Origin of the sequence: Pantoea agglomerans, assembly GCF_020149765.1 — a bacterium.
Taxonomy (GTDB): domain Bacteria; phylum Pseudomonadota; class Gammaproteobacteria; order Enterobacterales; family Enterobacteriaceae; genus Pantoea; species Pantoea alvi.
On record NZ_CP083809.1, the window covers coordinates 3023442 to 3040997 of the forward strand.

The 17556-nt window shown below is 56.6% G+C and carries 17 protein-coding genes; 12 read left to right on the forward strand and 5 right to left on the reverse strand.

Translation table 11 applies throughout. The features are described from left to right. Nucleotides 1–327: 327 nt before the first annotated feature. Nucleotides 328–1632 carry a trigger factor gene (tig, locus tag LB453_RS17265; protein WP_103795094.1) on the reverse strand — a complete coding sequence of 435 codons (1305 nt, stop codon included), beginning with the start codon at nt 1630–1632 and terminating at the stop codon, nt 328–330. 297 nt (nt 1633–1929) lie between these two features. Next, nucleotides 1930–2244 (reverse strand): transcriptional regulator BolA, encoded by a 315-nt coding sequence (bolA, locus tag LB453_RS17270; RefSeq protein ID WP_033752711.1) that lies wholly within the window; start codon nt 2242–2244, stop codon nt 1930–1932. 279 nt (nt 2245–2523) lie between these two features. Here bolA and LB453_RS17275 point away from each other — a divergent pair, with 279 nt between their 5' ends. The 8 genes from LB453_RS17275 (at nt 2524) to LB453_RS17310 (ending at nt 11335) form a co-directional block, all read left to right on the forward strand. Continuing rightward, nucleotides 2524–3102, forward strand: coding sequence for a lipoprotein (locus LB453_RS17275; protein ID WP_103795095.1), 579 nt, complete (start codon nt 2524–2526; stop codon nt 3100–3102). Between the two features lie 51 nt (nt 3103–3153). Next, nucleotides 3154–4623 carry a muropeptide MFS transporter AmpG gene (ampG, locus tag LB453_RS17280; RefSeq protein WP_103795096.1) on the forward strand — a complete coding sequence of 490 codons (1470 nt, stop codon included), beginning with the start codon at nt 3154–3156 and terminating at the stop codon, nt 4621–4623. Between the two features lie 457 nt (nt 4624–5080). Beyond that, on the forward strand, nt 5081–6007 hold the full coding sequence (gene cyoA, locus LB453_RS17285) for a cytochrome o ubiquinol oxidase subunit II (protein ID WP_103795097.1): 927 nt from the start codon (nt 5081–5083) through the stop codon (nt 6005–6007). A 4-nt stretch (nt 6008–6011) separates the two neighbouring features. Next, the gene (gene cyoB / locus LB453_RS17290) at nt 6012–7994 is read left to right on the forward strand and encodes a cytochrome o ubiquinol oxidase subunit I (RefSeq protein WP_224481533.1); all 1983 of its coding nucleotides are present in this window, start codon (nt 6012–6014) and stop codon (nt 7992–7994) included. Next, nucleotides 7994–8611 (forward strand): cytochrome o ubiquinol oxidase subunit III, encoded by a 618-nt coding sequence (locus LB453_RS17295; RefSeq protein WP_033752718.1) that lies wholly within the window; start codon nt 7994–7996, stop codon nt 8609–8611. The genes cyoB and LB453_RS17295 overlap by 1 nt, the downstream gene beginning before the upstream one ends. Then, nucleotides 8611–8940, forward strand: coding sequence for a cytochrome o ubiquinol oxidase subunit IV (locus tag LB453_RS17300; protein WP_103795099.1), 330 nt, complete (start codon nt 8611–8613; stop codon nt 8938–8940). The genes LB453_RS17295 and LB453_RS17300 overlap by 1 nt, the downstream gene beginning before the upstream one ends. An 11-nt stretch (nt 8941–8951) precedes the next feature. Continuing rightward, nucleotides 8952–9839: a heme o synthase gene (cyoE, locus tag LB453_RS17305; protein WP_103795100.1), complete on the forward strand. Its 888-nt coding sequence runs from the start codon at nt 8952–8954 to the stop codon at nt 9837–9839. Nucleotides 9840–9970: 131 nt separating this feature from the next. After that, nucleotides 9971–11335: an MFS transporter gene (locus LB453_RS17310; RefSeq protein WP_103795101.1), complete on the forward strand. Its 1365-nt coding sequence runs from the start codon at nt 9971–9973 to the stop codon at nt 11333–11335. A 71-nt stretch (nt 11336–11406) separates the two neighbouring features. On the opposite strand, the gene adhP is transcribed toward LB453_RS17310, so the two are convergent. Together adhP and LB453_RS17320 are read right to left on the reverse strand one after the other, a co-directional pair. Continuing rightward, complete coding sequence (gene adhP, locus LB453_RS17315) at nt 11407–12432, reverse strand: alcohol dehydrogenase AdhP (RefSeq protein ID WP_103795102.1); 1026 nt, start codon at nt 12430–12432, stop codon at nt 11407–11409. A gap of 156 nt (nt 12433–12588) precedes the next feature. After that, complete coding sequence (locus tag LB453_RS17320) at nt 12589–13080, reverse strand: YajQ family cyclic di-GMP-binding protein (protein ID WP_103795103.1); 492 nt, start codon at nt 13078–13080, stop codon at nt 12589–12591. A 138-nt stretch (nt 13081–13218) separates the two neighbouring features. Here LB453_RS17320 and panE point away from each other — a divergent pair, with 138 nt between their 5' ends. Both panE and yajL read left to right on the forward strand, forming a co-directional pair. After that, nucleotides 13219–14139 (forward strand): 2-dehydropantoate 2-reductase, encoded by a 921-nt coding sequence (gene panE / locus LB453_RS17325; protein WP_103795104.1) that lies wholly within the window; start codon nt 13219–13221, stop codon nt 14137–14139. Further along, a complete protein-coding gene (gene yajL / locus LB453_RS17330; protein ID WP_103795105.1) occupies nt 14093–14689 on the forward strand; it encodes a protein deglycase YajL in 597 nt (198 codons plus the stop codon). The genes panE and yajL overlap by 47 nt, the downstream gene beginning before the upstream one ends. 32 nt (nt 14690–14721) lie before the next feature. Here the strand turns inward: yajL and thiI are convergent, their stop codons facing one another. Next, entirely contained in the window at nt 14722–16170 is a 1449-nt protein-coding gene (gene thiI / locus LB453_RS17335) for a tRNA uracil 4-sulfurtransferase ThiI (RefSeq protein WP_103795106.1), read from the reverse strand. 231 nt (nt 16171–16401) lie between these two features. Between thiI and xseB the strand changes: the two genes are divergently transcribed. Then, nucleotides 16402–16644 (forward strand): exodeoxyribonuclease VII small subunit, encoded by a 243-nt coding sequence (gene xseB / locus LB453_RS17340; RefSeq protein ID WP_033752728.1) that lies wholly within the window; start codon nt 16402–16404, stop codon nt 16642–16644. Next, nucleotides 16644–17543 (forward strand): (2E,6E)-farnesyl diphosphate synthase, encoded by a 900-nt coding sequence (gene ispA / locus LB453_RS17345; RefSeq protein WP_103795107.1) that lies wholly within the window; start codon nt 16644–16646, stop codon nt 17541–17543. Before xseB ends, ispA begins: the two co-directional genes overlap by 1 nt. Nucleotides 17544–17556 lie beyond the last annotated feature (13 nt).

A 17556-nucleotide genomic window follows, 5' to 3' on the forward strand; every position in this document is an offset into this window, starting at 1 on the left:
CTGGATATAGTTCATTGGCTACATTCTGTACCGATTGTTTCTGAAGCGAGCACGCTTAGCGCTGCTCCGCTCCGTTTCCGACACCTTCAAGGACGGTTAATCAGCCAGTCTAACTCTCTTCTGCATACTCCCTCAATCTGGGGATACTGCCCTGCTGTTTCAAGCATAACAACCTTTTCTCTATTCGCTAACCGGGAAAAAGCGCAACGTGAATAATTTGCCGATTTATTAAGCGAATAGCGGCGGATAAGAGGCGATGGTGCCGGAAAAACAAAAAAGCCCGCGACTTTGCAGCCGCGGGCTTAGCACTTCTGGTTAAATCAGCGATCAGGCAGCGGTGGTCTGATTCATCAGTTCCTGGAAGCTGGTCGCTTTCTCAGTCACTTTCGCTTTTTCCAGAACGGCTTCGACCGCCTGCTCTTCCAGCGCAACGTTGCGCATGTTGTTCATCAGCTCGTTGTTCTTGCTGTAGAACTCGATTACTTCCTGCGGATCTTCGTAAGCAGAGGCCATCTCTTCGATCAGTGCGTTAACGCGCGCTTCGTCAGCCTTCAGCTCATGGGTGCGAATCACTTCGCCCAGCAGCAGACCAACAACCACACGGCGTTTCGCCTGCTCTTCGAACAGCTCGCGCGGCAGTTCCAGCGCTTGCTTCTCGTTGCCGCCGAAGCGCTGTGCAGCCTGGCGACGCAGCACGTCGATTTCGCTGTCGATCAGGGCAGCTGGCACGTCGATGTCGTTGGCTTTCACCAGACCGTCGATCGCCTGGGTTTTCACGCGGTTGCGGATAGCGCCTTTCAGCTCGCGGTCCATGTTTTTACGCACTTCAGCGCGCAGACCTTCGATTGAACCATCTTCCACGCCGAAACGCTTGATGAAATCTTCGGTCAGCTCCGGCAGCTCGCGCGTTTCAACTTTCTTCAGCACGATCTCGAACTTCGCGTCTTTCCCTTTCAGGTTTTCCGCGTGGTAGTCTTCCGGGAATTTCACGTCGATGGTGAACGTTTCGCCCGCTTTATGACCCACGATGCCCTCTTCGAAGCCCGGGATCATACGGCCCTGGCCCATCGCCAGCACGAAGTCAGAGGCTTTGCCGCCTTCGAACTCTTCGCCGTCTACAGAGCCGGTGAAGTCGATGGTCGCGCGATCTTCAGCAGTCGCTGCCGCATCGCTCTCTTTCCAGTTGGCCTGCTGCTTGCGCAGGGTGTCCAGCATGGCGTCGACGTCAGCGTCGGTCACTTCTACCAGCGGTTTTTCAACTTCGATGCTGTCCAGACCCTGCAGTTCAACTTCCGGGTAGACTTCGAATTCAACGGCGTAGGTAAAATCTTCGCCTTCTTTATACTCGCCCGGCACGTAGTTTGGCGCGCCAGCCGGGTTGATTTTTTCTTTGATGATGGCGTCAACGAAGTTGCGCGTCATCAGCTCGCCCAGTACGTCCTGGCGAACGGAAGCGCCGTAGCGCTGTGCAATGATATTGGCCGGCACTTTGCCTTTACGGAAACCATCGATACGGACTTTTTTCGCCACTTCCACCAGTTCTTTCTTCACTGCGCTTTCGATGCTGTCAGCGGGGACAGTAATCGTAATGCGACGGCCCAGACCCTGCGTGGTTTCTACTGAAACTGTCATCTTGTTACCTCAAAAAATCGCGTGCTCGGTCAACTTCAGACACCACACATTATGCAATGCGCCGTATCCAACAACCGGGACGGCTTCCATTAAGAGAACCTGATCCCTGTCACCAGAAGCGTCCCGAAGACATTCCGGAAAAATAGACGCAGCATTATAGCGGCATCGCCCTGGTGAGTCGAGGCTGTAAACTCACCACTTTTTAACGGGTTTGCTGCTTTTTTGCGCCGGAGATCGCGTTTATCGCTAAATAATAAAAAAAAACGGCCCGCAGGCCGTTTTTTAAATGTGGAGAGATCAGGCAAGGGTGCCGGCGCCGCGGCAGTTTGGTGAGGCGAGTACGGTATCCTGCAGCCCTTCCCACTCTTTCAGGGTGTAGGTATGCAGCGCCAGCGCGTGTACGCTGCCAGCCAGTTCAGCGGCCAGCTCGCCATAAATCGCCCGGTGACGCGCCAGAAAGCGCTGGCCAGCAAAGACGTCGCTGACGATAACCACCTTGAAATGGCTTTCTGAACCCGCCGGAACATTGTGACGATAGCTTTCGTCATGCACTTCCAGATGAGCCGGCTCAAAAGCCAGGCGCAGCTTCTCTTCAATCTGTTCGCGAATCATCGTCTCTTTCCTCAATGGCGAGCGCTGTGCCCCATCTGGTTAAATATTAGTAGCTTTTCAGGCGTACCCGCACAAATGTGTGAAAATATTTCCACCGCCCTCTAAACCGACCAGCATGATAGCGCAGCGAGAAAGGCGGTCAATGCCCCGGTTTTTCTTAGGGTATAAAAAAGGCGGTTAGCGCGAATTTCCCCCTCGCGAGGGCTTTTTTCACCGCCGCGCAATGCTATGATGGCCGCAGTTTTTGCAAACCAACCCACACCATTAATGAGAATAAGCATGTTGAAAAAACTGTTATTTCCCCTGCTGGCCGCGTTCATTTTGGCCGGCTGCGCCACTAACAGCAATACGTTGACCATTCAGCCGAAAATCGAGCTGCCCCAGCAGGATCCGAGCCTGATGGGCGTGACCGTCAGCATCAACGGCGCCGATCAGCGCAGCGACCAGGCGCTGGCGAAAGTCAATCGCGACGGCCAGCTGGTGACCCTGACCCCGTCGCGCGACCTGCGCTTCCTGCTGCAGGAAGTGCTGGAGAAACAGATGACCGCACGCGGCTATATGATCGGCCCGGAAGGCGCTGTTGATCTGCAGATCGTGGTAAACAACCTCTATGCAGACGTTACCCAGGGCAACGTGCGCTACAGCATCACGACCAAAGCGGATATTTCGATTATCGCCACCGCGAAAAATGGCAATAAGCAGGTGAAAAACTATCGCCAGACCTACAGCGTCGAAGGCGCATTTAGCGCGACCAACGACAAGATCACCAAAGCGGTGAACTCGACGCTGGGCGATGTGATCTCCGATATGGCACAGGACACCAGCATCAACAACTTCATCAAGCAGAACGCGCACTAATCCGCCGTACTGTATGCCCGGCGCACCGCCGGGCATCGCTTCAGGGTCAGCATGAATCACTATCTTCGCATCTTCACCCAACGAAACGCCGCCGTCTTACTGCTGCTCGGCTTTGCTTCAGGCCTGCCGCTGGCGCTGACCGCCGGCACGCTGCAGGCGTGGATGACGGTAGAAAATGTCGATCTCAAAACCATCGGCTTCTTTTCGCTGGTGGGCCAGGCGTACGTCTTTAAGTTTCTCTGGTCGCCGGTTATGGACCGCTTTACGCCGCCGTTTCTCGGTCGCCGCCGCGGCTGGCTGCTGCTGACGCAGCTGGCGCTGATCGCCGGCATCGTCGCTATGGGCTTTATGCAGCCCGGACGTGACCTGACGCTGCTCGCCGCGCTGGCGGTGCTGGTCGCCTTCTGCTCCGCTTCGCAGGATATTGTTTTCGACGCGTGGAAAACCGACGTGCTGCCGCCGGAAGAGCGCGGCAGCGGCGCCGCAATCACCGTGCTGGGCTACCGGCTGGCGATGCTGGTTTCAGGCGGGCTCGCACTCTGGCTGGCGGATCGCTATCTCGGCTGGCAGGCAACCTACTGGCTGATGGCGCTGCTGATGCTGCCCGCGCTTATCGCTACCCTGATGGCGAGCGAGCCCGACACGCGCGCCTCCACGCCGCACTCGCTGCGCGAGGCGGTATCGCTGCCGCTAAAAGATTTTTTCCAGCGCAACAACGCCTGGCTGCTTATTACGCTTATCGTTCTTTATAAGCTGGGCGACGCTTTCGCCGCCTCGCTGACCACGACCTTCCTGATCCGCGGCGTCGGCTTTAACGCCGGCGACGTCGGGCTGGTCAATAAAACGCTCGGCCTGCTGGCGACCATTATCGGCGCGCTCTACGGCGGCGTGCTGATGCAGCGCCTGAGCCTGTTCCGCGCCCTGCTGATTTTCGGCGTGCTGCAGGCGCTCTCAAACTTCGCCTACTGGCTGCTGGCGATGACGCCACAGCACTTGTGGAGCATGGCCAGCGCGGTCTTTGTGGAGAATCTGTGCGGCGGTATGGGCACGGCGGCTTTCGTTGCGCTGCTGATGACGCTGTGCAACAAGTCATTCTCTGCCACCCAGTTCGCTCTGCTGTCGGCGCTGTCGGCGGTAGGCCGCGTCTACGTCGGCCCGGCGGCTGGCTGGCTGGTCGAGCTCTGGGGCTGGCCCACTTTCTATGCTTTCACCGTGCTGGCAGCGCTGCCGGGTCTGCTGCTGCTGCTGCTCTGCCGCGACACCCTGAACGAGGCGCAAACCCGTGAACGCTTTCTACCCCGCACCTGCTTTGCCGCCGGCTATCGCTGGACGACGCGCCTGTTCTGCCTCGGATGCCTTTTTATCGCCCTCTGGCTGACGGCGCTGGCGTGCCAGGCGCTGGGGCTGCTGCAGAGCGTGCCGGGCGCGCTGTTTGAAACCGGCATGGCGCTGCTGGCACTGGCAGTCTGCGGCGGCGTGGCGCTTGACTACAGGGCGCAGCGAAAAAGTGCGGCAGCGTAGCCCTGTTCATTAACTTCAGGTATTATTTCGCAAAGCAATTAAACCAGCCGCCTTCAGGGGCGGCAAAAGTTAAAATTTGTCATCCAGTGTTATTTTCCTGGAAATATTAAGATCCAGTTTTGGCATTTAGCGAACATATTAAAAACCGGTGCGCAATTATATTGTATAAATTTCATCACACAAATGATGCAGATTTGTTAAAGAATTGAGTATCAAAAGTAAGGGTTATTCTTTCCCTGATTTCTTTAAGGATACTTTCATTGGTTTTTGTTATATTAGTGCCAACTGCTTGTCGCAGTTAATAATTTATCACCCCAGGCAACATCTGTGACACCCTTAGCAAAAGGTGTCAACACGCTGCTGACACATCCTTATGCTGGTTTACACTGCATAAACCTTCCCGTAAAATGCGCGCACACTTAAACGACAATAAGCCCTTTGTCATTGAGGTCGTTAAATGAGACTCAGGAAATACAATAAAAGTTTGGGGATTTTGTCATTAATTGCAGGCACTTTGTTAATGAGTGGCTGCGATAATGCGTTGTTAAATCCCAAGGGACAGATTGCACTTGAGCAACGTTCGTTGATTCTGACAGCCTTTGGCTTGATGTTGATCGTCGTTATTCCCGCAATCTTGATGGCGGTGATGTTTGCATGGAAATATCGTGCATCCAACACTGAAGCGAAGTACAGCCCTAACTGGTCGCACTCTAACAAAGTCGAAGCCGTGGTCTGGACCATTCCGATCCTGATCATTCTCTTCCTCGGCGTGCTGACCTGGAAATCAACCCACGCGCTGGAGCCGAGCAAACCGCTGGCCTCCGACGTTAAACCGGTTGAGATCCAAGTGGTGGCGCTGGACTGGAAATGGTTGTTCATCTACCCGGAACAGGGTATTGCCACCGTTAACCAGATCGCTTTCCCGGCTAACACGCCGGTGAGCTTCAAAATTACCTCTAACTCCGTTATGAACTCCTTCTTTATTCCAACGCTCGGCAGCCAGATCTACGCCATGGCGGGCATGCAGACCAAACTGCACCTGATCGCCAATGAGCCGGGGACGTTCGACGGTATTTCCTCGAACTTCAGTGGTCGAGGTTTCTCTGGTATGAAGTTCAAAGCCATTGCAACCAAGGACGATGCGGAGTTCCAGCAGTGGGTCGCCAAAGTTAAAGCGGCGCCTAACACGCTGACCACTATGGAAGATTTCGAGAAAGTTGCCGTACCAAGCGAAAATCATCCGGTGGAATATTTCTCTTCAGCGAATCCTGAACTGTTCAAGCAAGTTATTGCTAAGTTCATGACCAGCCACGGGAAAATGGACATGTCTCAGCACGAAGGCATGGACATGAGTCATACCGCTTCCGCGGGAGCCGAGGAATAATACGATGTTCGGAAAATTAACACTGGATGCAGTGCCGTACCATGAGCCGATTATCATGGTTACGGTTGCCGGGATCATCATTGGTGGTCTGGCAATCATCGCTGCCCTAACCTACTTTGGTAAATGGCAGTACCTGTGGTCGGAATGGCTCACCTCCGTCGACCATAAAAAACTGGGTATCATGTATATCATCATGGCGTTCGTCATGCTGCTGCGCGGCTTCGCCGATGCCATCATGATGCGTACCCAGCAGGTAATGGCTTCCGCCGGGGAAGCTGGCATACTTCCACCGCACCACTACGACCAGATCTTTACCGCGCACGGCGTGATTATGATCTTCTTCGTGGCGATGCCTTTCGTGGTAGGTCTGATGAACATCGCGGTTCCGCTGCAAATCGGCGCGCGCGACGTTGCATTCCCGTTCCTGAACAACCTGAGCTTCTGGTTTACCGCGGTCGGTGTGATCCTGGTTAACCTGTCGCTGGGCGTGGGCGAGTTTGCACAGACCGGCTGGCTGGCCTATCCGCCGCTTTCAGGCGCGGAGTACAGTCCTGGCGTCGGGGTCGACTACTGGATCTGGAGTCTCCAGCTTTCCGGTATCGGGACCACGCTGACCGGTATCAACTTCTTCGTGACCATTCTGAAGATGCGTGCGCCGGGCATGGACCTGTTCAAAATGCCGGTATTTACCTGGGCTTCTCTTTGCACCAACGTCCTGATTATCGCTGCGTTCCCGGTTCTGACCGTGACCCTGGCGCTGTTGACGCTTGATCGTTACCTTGGCTTCCATTTCTTTACCAATGATATGGGCGGTAACATGATGATGTACGTCAACCTGATCTGGGTCTGGGGTCATCCGGAAGTGTACATCCTGGTTCTGCCGGTATTTGGCGTCTTCTCTGAAGTCACTGCGACCTTCTCGAAAAAGCGTCTGTTTGGCTACACCTCACTGGTTTGGGCAACTATCGCCATCACCGTACTGTCGTTCATCGTCTGGCTGCACCACTTCTTCACCATGGGTGCGGGCGCGAACGTTAACGCCTTCTTCGGTATTATGACGATGATTATCGCCATCCCGACCGGTGTGAAAATCTTTAACTGGCTGTTCACCATGTATCAGGGTCGCATCGTGATGCACTCTGCCATGCTGTGGACCGTAGGCTTCCTGGTCACCTTCTCTGTCGGTGGTATGACCGGCGTTCTGCTGGCGGTGCCGGGCGCAGACTTCGTGCTGCACAACAGCCTGTTCCTGATTGCGCACTTCCATAACGTCATCATCGGCGGCGTGGTATTCGGTTGTATGGCTGGCGTGACCTACTGGTTCCCGAAAGCCTTCGGCTTTACCCTGAACGAAACCTGGGGCAAACGCGCCTTCTGGTTCTGGATCATCGGCTTCTTCGTTGCCTTTATGCCGCTCTACGTGCTGGGCTTCATGGGGATGACCCGTCGTCTGAGCCAGGATATCGATCCGCAGTTCCACTCTCTGCTGGTTGTTGCCGCAGTGGGTGCAGCGCTGATCGCGTGCGGTATCATCAGCCAGGTCATCATGTTCTACGTCTCTGTGCGTGACCGTCATCAGAACCGCGATCTGACCGGTGACCCGTGGGGCGGTCGTACGCTGGAGTGGGCAACCTCTTCACCGCCGCCGTTCTACAACTTTGCCACTATCCCGCATATCCACGAGCGCGACGCGTTCTGGGAAATGAAAGAGAAAGGCGAAGCGTACAAGCAGCCGGCGAAATATGAAGAGATTCATATGCCGAAGAACAGCGGCGCGGCTATCGTGATCGCAGCCTTCGCAACGGTATTCGGTTTTGCCGCCATCTGGCATATCTGGTGGCTGGCTGGCCTGAGCTTCCTGGGCATGATCGTGACCTGGATTGTGAAGAGCTTCGACGAAGACGTGGACTACTACGTTCCGGTTGCCGAGATTGAGAAGATCGAAAAGCAGCACTTTGACGATATTAGCAAAGCGGGTCTGAAATAATGTCGACTGAAACTCTGACAAAACACCACCACGACGCCCATGCGGAGCATGGGCATCACGATGCAGGAGCCAATAAGGTCTTTGGCTTCTGGATCTACCTGATGAGTGACTGCATTATCTTCGCAACCCTGTTTGCGACCTATGCGGTTATGGTCAACAGCACTGCCGGTGGCCCGGCAGGCAAAGACATCTTCGAACTGCCGTTCGTTCTGGGCGAAACAGCGCTGCTGCTGCTGAGCTCCATCACCTACGGTATGGCGGTTATCGCCATGAACCACGACAAGAAAAGCTCGGTCCTTAGCTGGCTGGCGCTGACTTTCCTGTTCGGTCTTGGCTTTATCTGCATGGAGATCTATGAGTTCCATCATCTGATCGAAGAAGGCTTCGGCCCGAATCGCAGCGGCTTCCTGTCAGGCTTCTTTACCCTGGTAGGCACCCACGGTCTGCACGTTACCTGCGGCCTGATCTGGATGCTGGTGCTGATGTTCCAGATTGCCAAACGTGGGCTGACGTCGACTAACCATACTCGTATCCTCTGCCTGAGCCTGTTCTGGCACTTCCTGGATGTGGTGTGGATCTGCGTATTTACCATTGTCTATCTGATGGGAGTCATGTAATGAGTCATTCAGCTAACGGAAATGTTGTTCCGCACAGCAGCGTGAAGTCCTACATGATCGGCTTCATCCTCTCTGTCATCCTGACCGGTATTCCGTTCTGGATGGTGATGAGCGGCGAGTCATCTCAAGGTATGACCCTGGGCGTCGTGGTTGCCTGCGCAGTTATCCAGGTCGTTGTTCACCTGATCTACTTCCTGCATCTGGACACTAAGTCTGAAGGCGGCTGGAACATGGTAGCCATCGTCTTCTCGGCGGTCATTATTCTGATCGTCGTGGTTGGCTCGCTGTGGATTATGTGGAACCTCAACTACAACATGATGGTTCACTAAAGAGTCGCGTAATGATTAAGCAATACCTGCAAGTAACAAAACCAGGAATTATTTTCGGGAATTTAATTTCTGTGATCGGCGGATTTCTGCTGGCTTCAAAAGGCAGCATTGATTACGCCCTGTTTCTCACCTCGCTGATCGGCGTATCGCTGGTTGTCGCCTCAGGTTGTGTTTTCAACAACGTGATCGACCGCGATATCGACGTCAAGATGGAGAGAACCCGGAATCGAGTGCTGGTTAAAGGCCTCATCTCTGCGAAAGTAAGCCTGATTTATGCTACCGCGCTGGGTATTGCTGGCTTTGCGTTGCTTTACTTTGGTGCCAATCCGCTGGCCATGTGGCTGGCGGTCATGGGCTTTGTGGTTTACGTCGGTATTTACAGCCTCTACATGAAGCGTCACTCGGTTTACGGGACGCTGATTGGCAGCCTGTCTGGCGCCGCACCCCCGGTGATTGGCTACTGCGCCGTCACCGGTGAGTTTGACGCGGGCGCGCTGATCCTGCTGGCGATCTTTAGCCTGTGGCAGATGCCGCACTCCTATGCGATTGCCATCTTCCGCTTTAAAGATTACCAGGCGGCGAACATCCCGGTTCTGCCGGTGGTAAAAGGCATCTCCGTGGCGAAGAATCATATTACGCTCTACATTCTGGCGTTTATGATCGCTACGCTGATGCTGACGCTGGGCGGCTACGCGGGCTATAAATATCTGGTGGTCGCGGCGGCCGTAAGCGTATGGTGGCTGGGAATGGCGTTATCAGGCTACAAGACCTCGAACGATCGTGTCTGGGCGCGTAAGCTGTTCGTCTTCTCTATCGTGGCTATCACCGCGCTGAGCGTGATGATGTCGGTGGACTTTATGGCCCCGGCGTCAAAAGACCTGCTGACCTACGTGTGGTAAAGCCGCACGCTAAGATCTGCTAAGGGCGCGATTTCGCGCCCTTTCTTTTTGTTACCACTTCTTAAACACTATTATTTTACCCGCCCTGCCCTGCTCCCTAAAATAGATACGGCAAACTTACAGAGGTTGGAATGAACGATAATAAAATGACGCCGGTGGAGCTGCGCGCCACATGGGGTTTGGGCACGGTATTTTCCCTGCGTATGCTGGGCATGTTTATGGTCCTGCCGGTATTAACCACCTACGGCATGGCTCTCCAGGGCGCAAGTGAAACGCTTATCGGTCTGGCGATCGGCATCTATGGCCTGGCGCAAGCGATCTTTCAAATTCCTTTCGGCCTGCTCTCTGACCGCATCGGCCGTAAGCCGCTGATTGTCGGCGGCCTGCTGCTGTTCGTACTCGGCAGCCTTATCGCCGCGACCACCACCTCTATCTGGGGCATTATTCTCGGCCGCGCCTTGCAGGGCTCCGGCGCTATCGCCGCCGCCGTGATGGCGCTGCTCTCCGACTTAACCCGCGAACAGAATCGCACCAAGGCAATGGCCTTTATCGGCATCAGCTTCGGCGTCACCTTCGCCATTGCGATGGTGGTCGGCCCGATCGTTACCCACGCCCTCGGCCTGCACGCGCTGTTCTGGATGATCGCTATTCTCGCCTCGCTGGGTATCGTGATTACGCTGCTGGTGGTGCCCAGCGCGCCCGGCCATGTGCTGAACCGCGAATCGGGCATGGTAAAAGGCAGCTTCCGCAAGGTGCTCGGCAATTCGCGACTGATCAAACTTAACGTCGGCATTCTCTGTCTGCATATTTTGCTGATGTCCAGCTTCGTCGCCCTGCCCGGCCAGTTCGAGCAGGCGGGTCTGCCCGCCGCCGAACACTGGAAAATCTATCTGGTGACGATGCTGATCGCCTTTGTCGGCGTGGTGCCCTTTATTATCTACGCCGAGGTAAAGCGCCGCATGAAGCGGGTATTCGTCGCCTGCGTCGGCTTAATCGTTATTGCAGAGATCGTGCTGTGGGGCGCGGAAGACCACTTCTGGACGCTGGTAATCGGCGTGCAGCTCTTTTTCCTCGCCTTTAACCTGATGGAGGCGATTCTGCCGTCGCTGGTGAGCAAAGAGTCGCCGGCCGGCTATAAAGGCACGGCGATGGGGCTCTATTCCACCAGCCAGTTTATCGGCGTGGCGATTGGCGGCAGCCTCGGCGGCTGGGTATTTGGCCATTTCGATGCGCAGACCGTGTTTCTGGTGGGCGCCATCGTGGCGGCGCTCTGGCTGTTTGTCGCCATGACCATGCAGGAGCCGCCCTACGTCAGCAGCCTGCGTATCGTGCTGAGCGATAAGGCGCTGGCGCAGCCGAACCTGGAACAGCGCCTGAAAGCCCAGCCGGGCGTATCGGCGGTGCTGATCGTGCCGGAAGAGAAAAGCGCCTATATCAAGATCGACAGTAAAGTCACCAGCCGCCCTGAGCTGGAGGCGCTGCTGGCAAGCAGCTAGCGCGCAGAGGCTTCTTTGCGCTGAAACAAAAGAACCGGCTTCGCGCCGGTTCTTTGCTTTTCACGCCAGCGTTAAAGTGACATATCCACCACGATCCGCCCCTCAATTTTTCCGGCGTGCATACGTTCAAAGATGGAGTTGATATTACTCAGCGGCTCGACGGCAATGGTCGCTTTCACCTTATGCCGTCCGGCAAAATCGAGCGCCTCCTGCAAATCTTTTCGGGTCCCCACGATAGAGCCACGCACCGTGATACCGTCCAGTACCATATCAAAGATAGAGAGATCGAACTTGCCCGGCGGCAGCCCGTTAAGCACCATGGTTCCGCCGCGCCGCAGCGTGCCAATCGCCTGTTCAAAGGCCGCTGGCGACACGGCGGTGACCAGCGCGGCATGTGCGCCGCCAAACTGCGCGTGGAACACCTTCGCCGGATCGTCTTTACGTGCGTTCACCACCACGCTGGCACCGAGACGCTGCGCAAAAGCCAGCTTCTCATCGTCCACGTCTACCGCAGCCACGTTAAGCCCCATCGCCACCGCATACTGCACCGCCAGGTGACCCAGCCCCCCGATACCGGAAATCACCACCCAGTTTCCAGGTCTGGCTTCCGTCATTTTCAGCCCTTTATAGACCGTCACCCCGGCGCAGAGGATCGGCGCCACGTCGGCATACTCAAGGTTATCGGGCAGAATGCCGACGTAGTTGGCATCGGCCAGACAATACTCCGCAAAGCTGCCGTTAACCGAGTAGCCCGCATTCTGCTGCTCATGACAGAGCGTCTCCCAGCTATCGAGACAGTGCTCGCAGTGGCCGCACGCCGAATAGAGCCAGGGCACGCCAACGCGATCGCCCAGCTTAAGATGAGTAACGTTCGGCCCGACGGCCACAACCTCGCCAACCCCTTCATGACCGGGAATAAAAGGCGGCACGGGTTTAACGGGCCAGTCGCCCTCTGCCGCATGAAGATCGGTATGGCAAACGCCGGTCGCGGCAATTTTGACCAGCACCTGTCCTGCGCCAACTTCTGGTACCGGCACCTGCTCAATAACCAGCGGTGCACCAAACGCCTTAACCACGGCAGCTTTCATCATTTTCATGACTTCTTTCTCCTGTTTAGGGTTCCATCAAGAGATTTGCACACCTTTGGCGGAAAGCCTACCGATTTAACGCAGCGGGAGAGGGAGAAACAGGCGGAACGCCAGGGGGAGTAAGCAAAGCGTGCGGCAGATCACCTGCCGCACGCCTGAAGAGGATTAATCGCGGAAATTCTTGAACTGGAACGGCTGGCCAAGATTGCCGCCGCGCACCAGCGCCATCGCCCCCTGCAAATCGTCGCGCGACTTGCCGGTAACGCGCAGTGAATCGCCCTGAATCTGCGTCTGCACTTTCAGCTTGCTGTCTTTGATCAGCTTAACGATTTTTTTCGCGACCTCAGTCTCAATCCCTTTTTTCATTTTGGCATCGACGCTCCAGCTCTTACCGCTGTGCTCGATCTCCTCTGGGATATCGAGCGCGGCGCCCTCAATGCCGCGCTTGAGCATCTTCTCACGCAGCATATCCACCAGCTGTTTCACCTGAAAATCGGACTCGCTGGTTACTTTGATGGTTTCACTCTTTTCGTTGAGCTCAAAACTGGCGCTCACGTTGCGAAAATCGAAGCGGGTCGTTAATTCACGGTTGGCATTTTCGACCGCGTTGCGGACTTCCTGCATGTCGATTTCTGAAACGATATCGAAAGATGGCATCTCTTCTTCTCCTGACGCTAAAGTGACATGCATAATACGCGTCTTGCCGCACTAAACAAAATCAGGCTGCGCACAACGCTATACTTATTATCGCTGTGTATAACAGAACAAACGACAACCCCGGATACGGGAGGCAGTATGAAAATTACCGTGTTGGGTTGCGGTGCTATTGGTCAGATCTGGCTCGCCGCTCTGGCGCGCCAGGGCCATGAGGTGCAGGGATGGCTGCGCGTGCCGCAGCCCTACTGTTCCGTCAACGTAATTGATTACCAGGGCCAGGTGAGCAACAACACCTTTATCGCCAACGACCCGCTCTTCCTCGCCGACAGCCAGCTGCTGCTGGTGACGCTTAAGGCGCCGCAGGTTTCGCCCGCGGTGCGCAACCTGCAGAGCGTGCTGTCAGACGATTGCCCGGTGCTGCTGCTGCACAACGGCATGGGCACGCTGGAAGAGCTAAAAGGCCTGAGCCAGCCGCTGCTGCGCGGCATTACCACGCACGCGGCGATGCGCGACGGCACGGTGATCAAGCATGTCGCCAGCGGCATTACCCATATCGGCCCGGCAAACCGCAAAAGTGCGGCCTTCAGCGATCTCGCCGATATCCTGCACGCAGCGCTGCCGGACGTCGCCTGGCATGACAATATCGCCGCCGCCTGCTGGCGCAAGCTGGCGGTCAACTGCATCATCAATCCGCTCACCGTAGAGCACGACTGCCAGAACGGCGCGCTGCGCGCCTGGCCGCAGCAAATCGACCAGCTCTGCCAGGAGCTGAGCTGGGTGATGGAGCGCGAGGGCCAGCATATTACCGCCGACAGCCTGCGGGATATTGTCTACAACGTGATTGAAACCACCGCGGCCAATACCTCCTCGATGCTGCAGGACGTACGCGCGCAGCGCCTGACTGAAATCGACTATATCTCCGGCTTCCTGCTGCGACGCGCGCGCGCGCAGGGCATCGCCGTGCCGGAAAATACCCGCCTTTATGAGCTAGTAAAACGCAAGGAGTCCCATTATGACCGAGAACAGGCCGGTTCTGGTTTGCCTGGCACATGGCAGTGAAGAGACCGAGGCGGTCACCACTATTGATTTGCTGGTGCGCGGCGGCCTGAAAGTCGTTACCGCCAGCGTAGAGAGCGACGGCGCGCGTGAAATCGTCTGCTCGCGCGGCGTGCGCCTGCTGGCGGATGCGCCGCTGGTAGAGGTGGCCGATGAGGACTATGCGGCGATCGTGCTGCCGGGCGGCCTGAAAGGCGCGGAGACCTTCCGCGACAGCCCGCTGCTGGTGGAAACCGTGCGCCAGTTTCATCTCTCCGGCCGTATCGTCGCGGCGATCTGCGCAGCGGCGGGCACGGTGCTGGTGCCGCACGATCTCTTTCCGGTGGGCAACATGACCGGCTTCCCCGGCTTAAAAGAGACCATCCCAGCGGAGAAGTGGATGGAAAGGCGCGTGGTGTGGGATCCGCGCGTCAACCTGCTCACCAGCCAGGGGCCGGGCACGGCAATGGATTTTGCGCTTAAGCTGATCGATCTGCTGGCAGGAAAAGAGAAAGCGGCAGAAGTGGCCTCCCAGCTGGTGCTGGCGGCGGGCATCTACGATTACAGCGAGTAAAAAAGGCTGCGCAGGGTGCGCAGCCCGTTTTATTACGGACGATAGACCTTCACGTTTTTAAAGCCCTGCTCGTGCAGATAGAGCGCCTGTAGCTTGCTCATCACGCCGCGATCGCAGTAGAGCAGCCAGGTTTTGCTCTGGTCGAGATCGCCGAACTGGCTGCTGAGCTTATAGAACGGCAGCGATTTCACCTCGGTGCCCTGCAGCGCCAGCGGCTTATCTTCCTGCTCGTCGATGGCGCGGATATCCAGCACCACGTCGTCGCTGCCGAACGAGTCAACGGTTTCCACTTCCACCACCTCCTCTTCAGCCTGCTCGGCGATATCGCGGATATCGACGTTGCTCGCCTCTTCCACCACGCGCTGCAGAATCGCGAAGTCAAAATTCTGCTCTTCCGCCTCAATCTTCGCCTTGACCGCTTTCACCGTCGGGCTCTTTGAGATCACGCCGCAATATTCCGGCATGGTGCTGGCGAAATCTTCAGTGCCAATTTCGCGCGCCACCTTAATGATGTGCTCTTTATCGTGCGAGATCAGCGGACGCAGGATCAGCGTATCGGAGGCGTTGTCGATCAGGCGCAGGTTGGTCAGGGTCTGGCTGGAGACCTGGCCCAGCGCTTCGCCGGTCACCAGCGCCTGCACGCCGTAACGCTCTGCCACCATCGACGCGGCGCGCACCATCATGCGCTTCAGTACCACGCCCATCTGGCCGTCATCCACTTTTTCCAGAATCTCGCCGACGACCGGCTCGAAGTTGATCGCCACAAAGCGCACGCGATGCGAGCGGCCAAAGCGGTTCCAGATATAGTGCGCCACCTGACGCACGCCGATTTCGTGCGCCGCGCCGCCGAGATTAAAGAAGCAGTAGTGCACGCGACAGCCGCGGCGCAGCAGCATATAGCTGGAGACGCCGGAGTCGAAGCCGCCGGAGATCAGCGACAGCACATCTTCCTGGGTGCCGATCGGGAAGCCGCCCAGCCCTTCATAGCGGCCGGTGATCAACAGCAGGCGATCGTCGTCGATTTCGAGATGCACGGTAACGTCCGGCTTGTTCAGCTGCACTTTCGCGCTGGCGATATGCTGATTCAGACCGCCGCCGACGTAGCGCTCTACGTCCTGCGAGCTAAACTCATGTTTACCGCGGCGCTTAACGCGCACGCAGAAGCTTTTGTTCTGCAGGCTGTCGCCATACTGCGCCAGCGTCTGCTCGAAAATATCGTGCACGTCGGTATAGCTGCGCTCTTCGACCGAGAGCACATGGTGAATACCGGGAATACGGGTGAGCTCTTCCACAATCACGCTGCGCAGCCCTTCGTCTTTCGACCGGACTACGATGTGATCCCAGTGGCGCACCACGGCGATATCCTCGCCGACGGTCTTCAGCACGTTGCGGATATTGCTGGTGAGAATTTTAATAAAGCGCAACCGCACCGACTGACTTTTGATGGTGATTTCAGGAAATAACTTGATGATAAACTTCATGGCGACACGAATTCGTTGGGCAAATAAGTGCGAGAGAGCGGCACTTAGCTGGTAAAATCACAAAAATTGCGGGCAAAAGAGCGCAACCGCATCCGAGGCGCGGGAGTATATCACCTTTGTCAGATGACTGCTTCTGCAACCGCAGTCACATTGATTATTTTGCTAATCAAACGCTCTCCGCTACCATGACCGATTACGAGAGAAAGTCTTACACGTGAGTCGACACTGAATATGCCGAAAAAAGCCGAACAGCCCGCTAGTTTTGAAACCTCCTTACAGCAGCTGGAGCAGATCGTCAGCCGGCTGGAGAGCGGCGAACTGCCGCTGGAAGAGGCGCTGAATGAGTTTGAGCGCGGCGTACAGCTGGCGCGCAACGGTCAGCAAACATTACAACAGGCCGAGCAGCGCGTACGCATTCTGCTCAGCGACGATAAAGACGCCGATCTCAGCCCCTTCACGCCGGAAAAAGAGTAATGGATTTTATTCACCTGCTGAGCCTTTATCCGGAACGGGCTAACGCCGCGCTGTCTCGCTTACTCGCGCCGCTTCCCTTTCAGAGTTCTCCTCTGGTTAACGCCATGCGTTATGGGGCATTATTGGGCGGTAAACGCCTGCGTCCCTTTCTGGTCTACGCTACCGGCGAGATGTTCAACGCGGATCCGACGAGCCTTGACGCGCCCGCCGCTGCCGTGGAATGCATTCACGCCTACTCCCTGATCCATGATGACCTGCCAGCGATGGATGATGACGCGTTGCGTCGCGGCCAGCCGACCTGTCATATCAAGTATGGCGAAGATACCGCGATACTTGCCGGCGACGCGCTGCAGACGCTGGCGTTCTCTATTCTGGCCGACGAGCCGATGCCGGGCGTCAGCGACGCCAGCCGCATTGCGATGATCGCCGAACTGGCGCGCGCCAGCGGCGTGGCGGGCATGTGCGGCGGCCAGGCGCTCGACTTAGCGGCGGAAGGCCAGCGCGTCGGGCTGGAACAGCTGGAGCAGATTCACCGCCATAAAACCGGCGCGCTTATCCGCGCCGCCGTGCGCCTCGGCGCGTTAGCGGCGGGCGAGCGCGGGCGCGCTGCGCTGCCGGCGCTGGATACCTACGCCGACGCCATCGGCCTCGCGTTTCAGGTACAGGACGATATTCTTGACGTCGTCGGCGACAGCGCGGTTACCGGCAAAAAACAGGGTGCCGATCAGGATCTCGATAAAAGCACCTATCCGTCGCTGCTGGGGCTTGATAACGCCCGAGCGAAAGCCAGGGAGCTTCACCAGCAGGCGCTGAGCGCGCTGGATATTCTTGCGGCGCAATCGTTAGACACCACAGCATTGCAGGCGCTGGCAAGCTTCATAATTGAACGCGACAAATAACTTCCATAATGAG

Bases quoted from the DNA above. Each gene is read 5' to 3' on its own strand.
- thiI (WP_103795106.1), bottom strand. From the start codon at position 16,170: ATGAAGTTTATCATCAAGTTATTTCCTGAAATCACCATCAAAAGTCAG.
- LB453_RS17295 (WP_033752718.1), top strand. From the start codon at position 7,994: ATGTCGACTGAAACTCTGACAAAACACCACCACGACGCCCATGCGGAG.
- tig (WP_103795094.1), bottom strand. From the start codon at position 1,632: ATGACAGTTTCAGTAGAAACCACGCAGGGTCTGGGCCGTCGCATTACG.
- LB453_RS17320 (WP_103795103.1), bottom strand. From the start codon at position 13,080: ATGCCATCTTTCGATATCGTTTCAGAAATCGACATGCAGGAAGTCCGC.
- cyoE (WP_103795100.1), top strand. From the start codon at position 8,952: ATGATTAAGCAATACCTGCAAGTAACAAAACCAGGAATTATTTTCGGG.
- bolA (WP_033752711.1), bottom strand. From the start codon at position 2,244: ATGATTCGCGAACAGATTGAAGAGAAGCTGCGCCTGGCTTTTGAGCCG.
- ispA (WP_103795107.1), top strand. From the start codon at position 16,644: ATGGATTTTATTCACCTGCTGAGCCTTTATCCGGAACGGGCTAACGCC.
- LB453_RS17310 (WP_103795101.1), top strand. From the start codon at position 9,971: ATGAACGATAATAAAATGACGCCGGTGGAGCTGCGCGCCACATGGGGT.
- LB453_RS17300 (WP_103795099.1), top strand. From the start codon at position 8,611: ATGAGTCATTCAGCTAACGGAAATGTTGTTCCGCACAGCAGCGTGAAG.
- xseB (WP_033752728.1), top strand. From the start codon at position 16,402: ATGCCGAAAAAAGCCGAACAGCCCGCTAGTTTTGAAACCTCCTTACAG.
- ampG (WP_103795096.1), top strand. From the start codon at position 3,154: ATGAATCACTATCTTCGCATCTTCACCCAACGAAACGCCGCCGTCTTA.
- panE (WP_103795104.1), top strand. From the start codon at position 13,219: ATGAAAATTACCGTGTTGGGTTGCGGTGCTATTGGTCAGATCTGGCTC.
- cyoB (WP_224481533.1), top strand. From the start codon at position 6,012: ATGTTCGGAAAATTAACACTGGATGCAGTGCCGTACCATGAGCCGATT.
- adhP (WP_103795102.1), bottom strand. From the start codon at position 12,432: ATGAAAATGATGAAAGCTGCCGTGGTTAAGGCGTTTGGTGCACCGCTG.
- LB453_RS17275 (WP_103795095.1), top strand. From the start codon at position 2,524: ATGTTGAAAAAACTGTTATTTCCCCTGCTGGCCGCGTTCATTTTGGCC.
- cyoA (WP_103795097.1), top strand. From the start codon at position 5,081: ATGAGACTCAGGAAATACAATAAAAGTTTGGGGATTTTGTCATTAATT.
- yajL (WP_103795105.1), top strand. From the start codon at position 14,093: ATGACCGAGAACAGGCCGGTTCTGGTTTGCCTGGCACATGGCAGTGAA.